General features: G+C 63.5%; 11 protein-coding genes. 8 read left to right on the top strand and 3 right to left on the bottom strand.

Translation table 11 applies throughout. The features are described from left to right. Positions 1-203: 203 nt before the first annotated feature. The 5 genes from PBR20603_RS22255 (at position 204) to PBR20603_RS22235 (ending at position 5,648) form a co-directional block, all read left to right on the top strand. The gene (locus PBR20603_RS22255; RefSeq protein WP_150561628.1) at positions 204-1,496 is read left to right on the top strand and encodes an acyl-CoA dehydrogenase family protein; all 1,293 of its coding nucleotides are present in this window, start codon (positions 204-206) and stop codon (positions 1,494-1,496) included. A gap of 84 nt (positions 1,497-1,580) precedes the next feature. Beyond that, positions 1,581-2,909 carry an MFS transporter gene (locus tag PBR20603_RS22250; protein WP_150561627.1) on the top strand — a complete coding sequence of 443 codons (1,329 nt, stop codon included), beginning with the start codon at positions 1,581-1,583 and terminating at the stop codon, positions 2,907-2,909. 48 nt (positions 2,910-2,957) lie between these two features. Beyond that, entirely contained in the window at positions 2,958-4,493 is a 1,536-nt protein-coding gene (locus PBR20603_RS22245; RefSeq protein WP_150561626.1) for a carbohydrate porin, read from the top strand. A gap of 48 nt (positions 4,494-4,541) precedes the next feature. Beyond that, positions 4,542-4,973: a nuclear transport factor 2 family protein gene (locus tag PBR20603_RS22240; RefSeq protein WP_246174939.1), complete on the top strand. Its 432-nt coding sequence runs from the start codon at positions 4,542-4,544 to the stop codon at positions 4,971-4,973. Positions 4,974-5,054: 81 nt separating this feature from the next. Continuing rightward, a complete protein-coding gene (locus PBR20603_RS22235; protein ID WP_150561624.1) occupies positions 5,055-5,648 on the top strand; it encodes a malonic semialdehyde reductase in 594 nt (197 codons plus the stop codon). A 124-nt stretch (positions 5,649-5,772) separates the two neighbouring features. Here the strand turns inward: PBR20603_RS22235 and PBR20603_RS22230 are convergent, their stop codons facing one another. The 3 genes from PBR20603_RS22230 to PBR20603_RS22220 are packed head-to-tail and all read right to left on the bottom strand — an operon-like array spanning position 5,773 to position 9,049. Then, entirely contained in the window at positions 5,773-6,177 is a 405-nt protein-coding gene (locus PBR20603_RS22230) for a nuclear transport factor 2 family protein (protein WP_246174938.1), read from the bottom strand. Continuing rightward, the gene (mhpA, locus tag PBR20603_RS22225; RefSeq protein ID WP_150561622.1) at positions 6,174-7,778 is read right to left on the bottom strand and encodes a bifunctional 3-(3-hydroxy-phenyl)propionate/3-hydroxycinnamic acid hydroxylase MhpA; all 1,605 of its coding nucleotides are present in this window, start codon (positions 7,776-7,778) and stop codon (positions 6,174-6,176) included. The genes PBR20603_RS22230 and mhpA overlap by 4 nt, the downstream gene beginning before the upstream one ends. Before the next feature lie 35 nt (positions 7,779-7,813). After that, positions 7,814-9,049 carry an MFS transporter gene (locus PBR20603_RS22220; RefSeq protein WP_246174937.1) on the bottom strand — a complete coding sequence of 412 codons (1,236 nt, stop codon included), beginning with the start codon at positions 9,047-9,049 and terminating at the stop codon, positions 7,814-7,816. A gap of 233 nt (positions 9,050-9,282) precedes the next feature. Between PBR20603_RS22220 and PBR20603_RS22215 the strand changes: the two genes are divergently transcribed. The 3 genes from PBR20603_RS22215 (at position 9,283) to PBR20603_RS22205 (ending at position 12,123) form a co-directional block, all read left to right on the top strand. Then, a complete protein-coding gene (locus PBR20603_RS22215; RefSeq protein ID WP_150561621.1) occupies positions 9,283-10,215 on the top strand; it encodes a VOC family protein in 933 nt (310 codons plus the stop codon). A gap of 36 nt (positions 10,216-10,251) precedes the next feature. Further along, positions 10,252-11,115, top strand: a complete 864-nt coding sequence (locus tag PBR20603_RS22210) for a fumarylacetoacetate hydrolase family protein (protein ID WP_150561620.1) — start codon at positions 10,252-10,254, stop codon at positions 11,113-11,115. Between the two features lie 108 nt (positions 11,116-11,223). Further along, the gene (locus PBR20603_RS22205) at positions 11,224-12,123 is read left to right on the top strand and encodes an acetoacetate decarboxylase family protein (RefSeq protein ID WP_150561619.1); all 900 of its coding nucleotides are present in this window, start codon (positions 11,224-11,226) and stop codon (positions 12,121-12,123) included. Positions 12,124-12,138 lie beyond the last annotated feature (15 nt).

The raw sequence follows: 12,138 nt of genomic DNA, 5'->3' as shown, positions 1-12,138 counted from the left end.
GTCCGCGGGGAATGAGTGCGGCGTCGTTGTGCAGCCTGGCTGTCCTGCACGTGGTGAGACATGGTCGAACGGGGCATTACAACGGCCGTTAGACGTCTTGTGACTTCATTGGGTGGCGGTCACGGCGCACATTAGGGGGCCACGCAAGTCCCGCCTCGGGCATTGGGCGGGGCGTTTGCCCTATCTAGAGGAAATTGATGACTATGACCGCGCTGTATCCCGCCGACGGCGGACCCGCCTTGACCACCGAGCAGGGCCGCCGCATTCGTGCACAGGTTGCCGAGCTGGTGCCGCTGATCCGGCAGCATGCACTGGAAGGCGAAAGACTGGGCGCCATTCCCGAGCCGACGCTGGCGGCGCTCACGCAGGCCGGCGTTTTCAAACTGACCACGCCGGTTGAGTTCGGCGGCTATGCGCTGGGTATTCGCGATGTGGTCGATGTCGTGTCCGAAGTCGGCAGGGCGGATGGCGCGGCGGGCTGGATGGCATTCGTGGCAGGTGGCACGCGTAATCTGCTGCCGTTTCCGGCGCAGGCCGTGGAGGAAGTGTTTGCAGAGCACGACGATTGGGTCGGCCCGATCGCCGCAGGCGCATCGATTTTCTCGACCAGGGTCGGGGAAGCGCGCCGTGTCGAAGGCGGCTTCATGGTCAAGGGCACGTGGCATTTCGGTAGCGGTTGCAAACACGCGGGCTGGGTGAGCGTCGGTGTCGAAATCAAGGAGGCGGGAAGCATGCCGCGCCGTGGCATGGTGCTGCTCAAGCGCGGTCAGTACGAGGTCCTCGACGACTGGCATGTGATGGGCATGCGAGGCACGTGCAGCAATAGTGTGACCGCTCGCGAGGAAGTCTTCGTGCCTGCGCATCGGTTTCTCGATATGGCCGATCTGGGGCCTCGCATGGACGCGCTGCGCGGCAAGTACCAGGGTGTGGCTTACCGCATGGACATGCGTGGGCTCATGCTCGTGACCCATTTGACGGTGATGTCGGTGGTGCATGGTATGGCGCGTGGCGCGCTCGAATGTTTCATTGAGCAGGCGCAGCGCCTGCAACCGTTCAACCTCCCGTATGCGACGGTGGCGGACATGCCGTCGGCCCAGATGGTGGCGGCGAAGGCCGACGCCATGATCAGTGCGGCGCAGGCGATGATCCATCGCTATGCCGAAGCCGTCGACCGTGCGGCGATCGACGGCATTTCGATGCCGGCGGAAACCGAGGCGCAGATGACCATGCATACCGTCTACGGCGCCAAGCTCTGCGACGACGCAGTCGGCATGATCCAGCTGTGCCTCGGGTCGTCCACCGCACGCGACAGCAACCCGATCCAGCGCTTTGTGCGTGATATCCGTGTGGCCAATCTGCACGGTGCGACGCGCGTCGATCCGCTCAGCGAAATTCACGGGCGCCATTTGCTGGGCCGCCCACCGTTCGGCATGTTCGCCGGCGGGCTGCCCGACGTCGCCACGCCCAAGGACGCGAAGGGGCCGCTGCCGCGTTGATTGCTGCCAGCGAGGAGGCTGGCAGGAGGGCGGCGGCGCCCGTGTAGCACCCAAAACAAAACATCGATAAATCCGGAGACAGACATGGACAGTATCCACGAGGGTCCTGCGGCGCAGGATCGTCCCCCGGCGGCGGGTACAGCGCTGCCTATCCACACCCGCTACCGATGGCGTCTGCTCGGCGCCCTGTGGGTCATCATCGTGTGTGCAGTGGCGATGCCCAGCGTGGGCGCCAGCGTCGTCAATACTCATATGGCCGAGGCGCTCGGTTTCGACCGCACCGTCATCGGCATCGGCTTTGGCCTGTTCGTACTGACGATGGGCGTGCCGGGGCCGCTGGTCGCCGCGGCTATCCGCCGTTTCGGCGTCAAACGCGTCATCGTCGCGGGCTGCGCGTTGTTGAGTGCGGGCAGTCTGGTCATGGCCACGAGCGTGACGCAGCCCTGGCAATTCCCGCTCGCCTTCGGTCTGGTCGTCGGGGCGGGGGTGGCTTGTGCAGGGGTATTGCCGGCCCAGGCTGCCGTGGCGCAATGGTTCCCCGATCGCCGTGCGCTGGCGGTGTCCATCGTGCTGTCGGCCATCGACATCGGCGGGATGGTGGCGCCCCCCGTGCTTGAGAAGCTGATCGCACAGCAAGGCGGAGACTGGCGGTCAGGGTGGTTCGCTATGTTCGCGATGGGGCTGGCCGCATTCGCCATCGCAGTTCTTGCGATCCGGCGTGACCTGGCCGGCGTTGCCGCAGATCCGTTCGCGGCTACCGTGCAGGAAGTCCAGGCTGGCATGGGCGGCAAACTCGAAGCGGCGTGGACTGTCCGCGACGCGCTGCGCACGCGGACCTATTGGATGATCTTGGTCTTCACATGCGTCGTCGGCTTCGACTGGATGCTGATGATGGCGCATGGCGTGATCCATCTGCACGACAGTGGTTACTCCTCGGGGGCTTCGGCGTTCGCGGTGGCGATCATGGTGGCCGCTTCGCTGGCAGGCAACGTGCTTGCCGGCGTGCTGGGTGATCGCATCTCGGCACGCCGTATCGGTGTGGTGGCAATGGGCCTGCTGACTGTCGGACTCGCCGCAGCGGTGCATCCGCGCGGCGATGCCGGTCTGTGGTACTTCGCGGTGCCGGTCGGTCTGGGGTATGGCGCGTCGCAGGTGTGTCTGATGGCCTTGCTCGGCAAATACTTCGGTGCCCGGGCGTTCCCCCAACTGCTTGGTCTGCTGCTCGCCGTCGGCACGGCGCTAGCCGCAGTGCTGGTTGCTGGCGGCGGGGCGGTATTCGACAAGACCGGTAGCTATACGCCCGTGTTCGTATTGTGCGTCGCGCTGTCGGTGCTCGCGACGATCGCCATCGGCCTCGCGACGTCGCCCGACGCGCGGCGTCAGCGCCAGAAGGCCGTGCTTGGCATCTCCTGAAGCCCAATCCCGCCATAACCACACGCATAGCGAAATCAAAAGTCAAAAATGAAACTCGTCCACAACGTGATCGCGGCAGGGGGGCTTCTCCTTGCGGCCATGACCGCCAACGCCCAGTCAGTGACCTCGGGCAGCGACGCCGGCAGTGACGCGCACGCCACGGCAACCGCCGCAGTGCAGGTCGCGCAAGGCGGTGAGGCTACGAAGCAGGCACAGAACCTGATCAGTCCGCAGGAGATTCCGAATATCGGCATGCCGATGCCTGCGCCGAATGGCATGCCCCCGTCCGAGCGCCTGGGGCCGCTTGCCGGCGTTGGCAACTGGCTAGAAAACTACGGCGTCAACCTCGGCCTGGTGTTCACGAATGGCTACTTCGCCAACCCGTCGACGGGCATCTCGCCGGGCAAGTCGGGCAACTACGGCGCATTGTTCATGTCGGCCACGATCGACCTCGACAAATTGATCGGTCTTCCGAACACGCAATTGAACTTCACCGAAGCGTGGAATAAGCCGTCGCACAACACGAAGGGCTATCTTTTCCAGACGGGCTCGGCGTTCACGCCGTTCCCGGTAGTGCCGGAGAGTCTCGACCTTGTGAAATTCACGCTCTCGCACGATTTGTTCGACAGACGCCTGCATCTCGAGTACGGGCGCATGAACCTCACCGACAACTTCATGGTGACGACAATGTGCAGCGGCTGCGTCGTGTCGACGCCGGCGATCACGCTGAACGCACCCGGTGTCACCAAATCGGTATGGGGGGCACGTGCGTCATGGCAGTTCACGAACAACACGAAGCTCGGACTCGGTGTGATCGAGGATAACTCGTCCAACTGGACGGCGACGGAAGGCTGGAACTGGGGGACGAGCACGCGCACCGGCTACATCGGCGTGGCCAACGTGATGCACGAGACCAATTTCATGGAGCAACGCCTGCCGACGCGCTATGAAGTCGGCGTCTATCACGCCACAGCGCCGTACACCGACACGCTATACAACACCGATGGCACTAGCCAGGCACTGAACCCGACCGGTACGCCACTCAAGCATACGGGCGGCACGTGGGGCTTCTACGGCCAAGGCCGCCAGGTCATCTGGCGTGACGCCGAGTCGCACGGCCCCGTGCCGCGCAATGTCGCCGTCTACGGCGGCGCGTTCATCACGCCGGGCGCGGGTCAGAGCTATCCGATTGAAGCATATGCGGGCATGGAGTACGGCGGCTTCCTCGCCAACAACCCCGCCGCGCTGGTGGGTTCGACGGTGCGCTATATCCGCTTGAGCAACGAACGGTCCCGCTACGAGCAACAAGCCCGCTATTCGTTCACCAACATGCTCAGCATGATGAGCGGGGGCGCGCTGAGCACCGTCAATGAGACCGTGCCGCAGAACACTTTCACTTTCGATGTGCATGGGCAAATGGGGATCGCGCCCGGCGTCCTCTTGCAGGGCTTCGCGCAGTACTTCGTGCATCCGAATACCTCCGTGCTGGCTCAGGTTTCGACGTCTCAATCGCGTAGCGGCTGGATGCTCGGGGCATTTCTCGTCATCGATATCGGCCGCCTGAGTGGCCTGGTGAAGATGTGAGCACGCGGGGCCAGTGCCCCGGCGTTCAACAGGTTTTTTACGAAAGGTATGACATCCATGAGCATGACTCCCTCTCAAGACCGGACCCTGGAGGAGAAAAACCGCCAGGTGGTGGCCGACTTCTACCGTCACGTGCTCGAAGCACGAAATCCGGCGGCCGTGCGGCAGTTCGTCACCGACGACTATCGCCAGCACTGCCGCCATATTCCGAGTGGGCCGGATGGTCTGGAGCGGTACTTGCGCGGCTTGTTCGGCGATTCACCGCCCCAGCCGGTGAGAGACGAAATGATGTTCCCGCCGGCGCTGTTCGTGGCGCAGGGCGACACTGTCGTCATCGCCGGCTATGTGCCGCAACCAGACCCGGACGCACCCGGTGAGTTCTATGACTACTACGTGTTCGATGCTTTCCGTCTGCGTGACGGTAAGTTGTGCGAACACTGGAACAGCATCAACAAAATCGCGCCCCCGCGGCATCCCTAGCCGTCGTGATGGACTGGCGCACACGTCACCGTCCCCGATGCGTGCGTCGGGTATTCGCCGCTTTCTTCAACGCTCTGAATCATGACAATTTCAATCGATCCCGCCATCTTTGCGCTGCCTTTCACGCAAGCCAGAACGGCTAATCGCTTCACCTCCGAACCCGTGTCCGACGAGGCGCTGCGCGCGCTCTACGACGCGGCCAAGTTCGGCCCGACCTCGATGAACTGCCAGCCGATGCGCCTCGTTTTTGTGCGTAGCCAGATGGCCAAGGACAAGCTGTGCGCAGCCTTGGCGCCGGGCAATGTCGAGAAGACTCAGGCCGCGCCAGTGACGGTTATCGTTGCCGCTGACAAGCAGTTTCATACGCAGATGGCCACGCAGTTCCCGGCCGTGCCGAACGCCGCCGGCATGTTCACCTCGAATCCGGCGCTGGCGGCCGAGACAGCCTTGCGTAACTCAAGCCTGCAAGGGGCTTACCTGATGATGGCCGCGCGGCTGGCGGGTTTCGATGTCGGGCCGATGAGCGGCTTCGATCGCGCGCGTATCGATGAGGCATTCTTCGCCGGCACGCAATACAGCGCGAACTTCCTGTTCAACCTCGGTGTGGGAGATCCGGCCGGCTTCCGTCCGCGTGGACCACGCTTGTCGTTCGACGAGATCGCGCGTATCGAATAGCAGCGTCCGGCCGTAGTGAGGAATGCGGGCCGCGCTGGCTAGCCGCCGTTGGCGCTCGCGCGGCCCGCGCGCTTTGGCATTGAAGTATTTGCGCGTGCGCACTGGCTGGTACGCGCCGAAGCAGTCAGGCCGCCGGCACGGCGGTCGATTGGAAGTGCAGCAGACGCCACGTGCCGTTAGTGCGCCGCCACAGCGTATGAACGTAGCTGTTGGCAGCGATGCGAGTGCTCTCGTTGGCGCGCAGCGTGGCATGCATCGTCTGCGTAAGGTCGATGGCGGCGAGATCGCTCTCGCCGAGGATGCGCTCGATGTGCCGCTCGATGCGCTCGACGCGCAGCACGCGGGCAAAGAAATCGAGCACGCCGGCCTTGTCTTGTACGAGCCCGGTCGAGTGAACATATACCAGCGCGTCGTCTAACAGGTCAGCCAGCTCGTCGAGCCGGCCTTCACTCAGCAGCGCAATGCGGCGATCTTCGCAGGCGAGCGCTGGATGGTCGTGTCGCCGATCCGGACTGTCGGTGCGAATCACATTTCCCCCGCTGGTTGCCGGCGCAACGTCGCTTGACTGCCTGAGCGCTGCCATGCCTGCATCAGGTCGCTGACAAGCGCGCTGGCCTCGCCGCTGCCGAACATGTAGTAGTCGGGGCGTACCAGGACCGTGTCGCAGCCCAGCGTCTCGAACCATTGAGCATAGGTGTGGCCGATGTCCTCGACATCGCACTCGGCACCGACACCTACGACCGTGGCGTCAATCTGCGTCAGGAAGTCTCGTTGCGCTCGAGAGAGCGAGCGCAGAGGATCATGGCCGTTGCCGATCAGCACGAAGCCGCTGCCAACGACATCGTCGAAACGTCCGGTGCGGCCTTGATAGCGTACATGTCCTTGCCTGCCAAGCGTGCCGGAGGTGTCGTCGCCGTCGCGCATGAGTGCGGACGGGCCGAGCCGTGGGGTGGGCTCGCGCTGGTCGGCACATTTGGCCCGCTCTTGCAGTGCGAGGTCGCGTTGGGCCGCGGCATCGGGATCGAGCTCGCAGATGATGTGCCCCAGCATGACGGCAAACTCGACGAGCGCCCGCGCGTGCGGACGGCGTTCGTCGGAATAGTCGTCGAGCATGGCCTCGGGAGCTACGCCGCGCAATACGGCATCGAGGCGCCATGCCAGCGCGGCGACGTCTCGCAAACCGGCGCACAGTCCCTGTGCGGCAAACGGCGGCGTCAGGTGCGCGGCGTCACCGGCGATCATCAGCCGGCCTCGCCGCCAGGTGTCGGCGACGATCGACCTGAAGGTATAGACGGCGTGCCTCTCCAGTTCCGCGTTTTCCGGGTTCCAGCCCCACGGCGCGAGCAGACCCCACGCCGTTTGCACGTTGTTCAGGTCGTCCTTTTTCTCATGAGCGAGGGCCATGAATTCGAAGCGTCGCCGTCCCGGTCCCGCCGCCACCATCGTGGTGGGGCGGTTAGGGTCGCAGACCTGGATCAGGTCGTTGCGCCACTGTGCGGGGTCTTTCGGACGAAGATCGACAACTAGCCAGTCGGCGGTAAAGCCGAGGTCCGTGACGGATACTCCCATCGCCTGACGCACAAAGCTGCCGGCGCCGTCACATCCGACCACATATCGGGCACGGAACTCATGTGCCGGGGCATCAGGATTGTCGGTGGGATGCGCTTGCACGAGGACGCCGTCGTCATGCGCGACGATGCGCGACACGGTGAGTCGATTCAGCACACGCGCGCGGTCCCGGTGGGCGCTGCGCAGCCGCTCGTCGAGCAGGCGTTCGAGCGCGGGCTGATGGAACGAGCAGCGATTCGGCCATGCCGAAGCCGACGGCTGGTCCAGCCCCGGGAAGGCGGTAAGCACGTCGCCCTGCCCGTTACGCCATTCGTAGACGTGGCTCAGGACCATGTGCTCCGAGAAATCGTGCATGACGCCGGTCGATTGCAGGATGCGCAAGGCTTCGTGATCAAGGCCCACCGCGCGCGGCAGTCCGTAGAGATCGCCCCAGCGCTCAATGACGATGACTTGATGGCCCAGTTGCGCGAGCCGCAGCGACAGTGCTTGCCCCACAGGCCCGTAGCCAACGACGATCACGTCGGCGGCATCGTTGTCACGATGCTCGTTAAAGGTTGTCAATTGTCGTCTCCGGAGTGTCGTGAATGAATCCGCTGTCAGTGAAGTGAAGGTGGCGCTGCGGTCGCGCGTGCCGGTTCGAGTACCCCGAAGGCCACAATGAGTGTCCCGATGGTGATAGCGCCCAAGGCAATGCGGGGAATGACGGCGATGCCGATCGCATGGGCGAGCATGCCGGCCACGGCTGGCGCCAGCGCACCGCCAACGATCTCGCCGACGCCGACTACGATGCCAATGGCCGACGCCGCGATGGCTGGCGGTACGCCGTCGTTCGTCAACGGGCCGACGGTGACAGCCAGCACGCCCGCGTTCATGAAGATGATCAGGAAAAGCAGCGCAAAAAGCACTACGGGCTCGCGGCCGGCCGATGGCAAGAACCACAGCGCAACCAATTCGATCGCCAGCGCGCCGAGTATGGCCGGCTTGCGTCCGATACGATCGGACAGCGCAGGGACGGCGACCGTGCCGATGAGGCTGCCGACGCCCTGGCCTGCCAGAACGAAGCCCATCGTGTCGAGTCCCAGATTGAGCTGATCGGTCAGATAGCTCGGCATGAACGTCGACAGCGTGATCAGGCAGGTGAGATAGCAAGCCATGCAAGCGGTGTTCACGATCACCACCCGGTGCGTCGCTGCGGCACGCCAGCCCGGCCCACCCTCATGCGCACGCGTGGTGGCAGCAAGCGGCCCAGGACGCACCACGCGCGCGAGCAGGAACGCGAGCACCAGACCCGGTAGCGCAGCCACCGCGAACACGTAGTGCCAACTTGGCAGCATGTGAAGCAGGCCGATAGCGATCAATGGGCCGAGACCCAGGCCGATGGCCGGCTGCGCCATCTGCTGCAGTCCGATGTTGAGTCCGACGCGCGACGGTTTGGACGCGTCGATGGTTGCGACGATAGAGGCGGGCAGATAGGCGCCCTCGGCCAGGCCCATCACGGCGCGAATCACCAGCAGGCTCCCCAGTCCCCCCGCCAACCCGGTCAAGCACGTCAGCAGCGAGAACACCGTCATGGCCGGGATCAGCACCACCTTGAAACCGACGCGGTCGGTCAGCCGCCCGCTCACGATCGACGACAGCCCCCAGGCCAGCGCAAGCACCGCCGATATCAGGCCGAGATCTCGGTAATCGAGCCCTAACGATTGCTGCATCACCGGGAACAGCGGATTGATGATGAATCGGTCCAGCCCGACCATGCCGAGGCCCAGCGTCAGCAGAGTGACTGTCTTGAGTTCATAACCCCGGGGCGACGCGTGTGGTGAGGACGTTTGCACGGTGAGTCTCCAATGCTTTTCGACCGGCGTGCTCGTTGTGACGCGAATCCTCGCCCGCCGATGCCGATCTTGAGTGTTCAGGGATTGTCTGTCGAATGATCTCTGAAGGTCAATAAAGTAGATTTATCTATTGATTATCGATAATTTGGTGTGTTATCTTTTTTCAAAATCTTCGAAGCGGGATGCGAAGCATGCCCTTGAACCCAAAAAGAGATGTTGAAAGGAGACGGCTTGTGATTGCTGTTCAAGACATTGCTTACGTGCGCTACCAGGTGACGGATCTCGATCGCATGGAGGCCTTCCTGGCCGATTTCGGCTTGCATCGCGTCGAGCGAAACGACCGCGCACTGTATATGCGTGCGAATGGTGCCGCGCACCATGTTCATGTCAGCGAGTTGGGCAACGAGAGCCGCACCCTGGGCTTCGGTTTGCAGGCGCGCGACGAGCAGGATCTGGTCAAACTTGCGCAGCGCCTTGGTGTGCCGGTCGAAGACAATCCGGCGCCTGGCGGCGGAAAGCGTGTGCGATTTATCGATCCGGCAGGCTTCGAGGTCGATGTGATCCACGCTCAGGCGCGGCATGCGCCGCTGCCGGTGCGCGACGCCGTCGTTATGAACAACGCGGGCGATCGCCGCCGAGTGGGGCGCACCGTGCGTCTGTCGCCGAGCCCAAGCTCGGTGATGCGCCTCGGGCACGTGGCGGTGCAGGTCGCCAATTTCGGCGAGACGCTCGCGTTTTACGAGGACGTTCTCGGCTTTCGCGCATCGGATACGTACTGGGCCGGGCATGCAGGCAATACGATTGCCGCGTTCCTGCACTGTGGTCTCGGCGAGCAGTGGACCGACCATCACACGATTGCATTGATCGCCGCACAGGACGGTCGCACCCGGTTCGATCATTCGGCATTCGAGGTGCTCGATCTTGACGATGTCGCACTTGGCGGCGAGCACTTGAGCGCGCGCGGCTACACGCACTCCTGGGGCATCGGCCGTCATGTGCAGGGGAGCCAGGTCTTCGATTACTGGCGCGATCCGTTCGGCAACAAGATCGAGCATTGGACTGACGGCGATCTCGTCAACGACGCGATGACGACGGGCCACGCTGAGATGTCTGCCGATGAGTTGCGGCAGTGGGCACCGCCGCTCGCGCCCGAATTCTTCCGATAAGCCACACGCTTTTCCATTCTTTCAGGAACCCATTGCATGAAGCTCGCCCGCTATACCCATGAGAGCGTGACGACGATCGGCGCCGTACACGGCGACCGTATTGTTGCGCTGTCGACGCTCGACGCGTCAGCGCCCGCCACCATCCGCGAAGTCCTCGCTGCCGGCCCTGCACTGATCGAACGCCTGCAGCGAGCGCTGGTGCAGGCGCAGGACGGCGTGGCCTTGCGCGACGTGAAGCTCGAGGCGCCGATTCCCGACGCGCAGAAGTACATGGCCATTGGCATGAACTATCACGACCACGCCGAGGAGGCTGCCAAGGCCGGCGTGCCAGTGCCCAAACACCAGCTCTGGTTCAACAAGCAGGTGTCGTCGATCACGGGCCCGTTCGATCCGATTTTCAAGCCGCGTGTGTCCGACCAGATGGACTATGAAGCCGAACTCGGCGTCGTGATCGGAAAGCGCTGCCGATACGTCAGCGTCGAAGATGCGCCAAGTGTGATCGGCGGCTACTTCGTGGCCAACGATGTGACGGCGCGCGATTGGCAGTTCAAGAGCCCGACCTTCACGCTGGGCAAATCGTTCGACAGTCATGGCCCGATCGGTCCGTGGATCACGACACCCGACGAGATTGTCGATCCGCATGCGCTGGAGATGAAGCTATGGGTCAACAGTGAGTTGCGCCAGCAGGCTAGCACGGGCGGCATGATCTACAACATTTGGGAACAGATTCACGAACTGTCGCAAGTGATGACGCTGGAGCCGGGCGACCTGATCGCGACAGGCACTTGCGCCAACGTCGGTATCGCGCTGGGCAAGTTCCTGCAGCCGGCCGATGTCGTGCGCGTAGAGATCAGCGGCCTCGGTCATATCGAGAACACCGTCGTCGCCGAGCCAGCCTGACGACGCGCCTGGATAGAGCGCCGTGACGCGCGGCTGCCGACACGCAAGGCCAAGCAAACACCGCGGCCATCGCACGAATGATTACCGAATGACACCAGGAGTGATGAGATGACAGTTGAATTTGCGCCGGGCGTGCGCTATCGGATGCCTGCCGTATTCGGTCCCGCACCGGGGCCGCGCCAGAAACCCGATGGCACGCCGTGGACGGCCGAGGAATCGGGCACGATGCACGCGCAGTGGATGACGATCGCGTACCGTACACGACGCGAGTCGTTGGAGCGCATCCTCCCGCCGGGGTTTCGTCTGCGCGGCGAGCCGGAAGTGCATGTGTCGCTCGCGTTTTTCAATAATCTGTATTGGCTTGCCGGGCGTGGCTACGGCATCCTCTCGGTGGACATTCCCGTGGTCTACACGGGCAAGCATGAAGTCATTGATGGTGCCTTCACACCAGTCCTCTGGGAGGGCCGTCCCGACGCGATCATGACCGGTCGTGAGGAACTGGGTTTCCCTAAGCTGTTCGCTGATATCCCCGCACTCTCGATCGATCATGCGCGCGGCAAGGCGAGCGGTTCGGCATCTTGGTTCGACTTCCCGTTCTTCGATCTTTCGTTGCACGGTCTCACCGAAGTGAAAGACGCTCCGAAGCTGCCCGGACCGGGTGGGGCGGCCCTGTTCTACAAGTACATGCCGCGCACGGGACCGTTCGGCCAAGGCGGGCGCGATGTCGCTTACGTGACAACGTCGCAGCCGCTGCCGGGTGCGACGGGCGACACGTCGCCGATCAAGTTCCAGGAAGCCAACTTCCGCAAGTGGGTCGGCACAGGCGGGGAAGTGCGGTGGCATCGCGCCACATTCGAGCAACTGCCGACGACGTTCCATGTGGTGGGCGGCCTCGCGGATCTCGACATACTCGAGTACGTTGGCTTTGAACTGACGGAATTCTCGGCGCCTGGTATTGCGGTGAGCGCCAACGTGATCCGCCCGGTCGACCCTGCCGACGAAAGCTGAACGTCGCGACGGCGA

The sequence above is a fragment of the Pandoraea bronchicola genome (assembly GCF_902459805.1).
GTDB lineage: Bacteria > Pseudomonadota > Gammaproteobacteria > Burkholderiales > Burkholderiaceae > Pandoraea > Pandoraea bronchicola.
This window is presented reverse-complemented; position numbering and strand designations above follow the sequence as displayed.

Coding starts and splice junctions, on each gene's coding strand:
- PBR20603_RS22210 (WP_150561620.1), top strand. CDS start 10,252: ATGAAGCTCGCCCGCTATACCCATGAGAGCGTGACGACGATCGGCGCC.
- PBR20603_RS22240 (WP_246174939.1), top strand. CDS start 4,542: ATGACATCCATGAGCATGACTCCCTCTCAAGACCGGACCCTGGAGGAG.
- PBR20603_RS22205 (WP_150561619.1), top strand. CDS start 11,224: ATGACAGTTGAATTTGCGCCGGGCGTGCGCTATCGGATGCCTGCCGTA.
- PBR20603_RS22250 (WP_150561627.1), top strand. CDS start 1,581: ATGGACAGTATCCACGAGGGTCCTGCGGCGCAGGATCGTCCCCCGGCG.
- PBR20603_RS22255 (WP_150561628.1), top strand. CDS start 204: ATGACCGCGCTGTATCCCGCCGACGGCGGACCCGCCTTGACCACCGAG.
- PBR20603_RS22245 (WP_150561626.1), top strand. CDS start 2,958: ATGAAACTCGTCCACAACGTGATCGCGGCAGGGGGGCTTCTCCTTGCG.
- PBR20603_RS22235 (WP_150561624.1), top strand. CDS start 5,055: ATGACAATTTCAATCGATCCCGCCATCTTTGCGCTGCCTTTCACGCAA.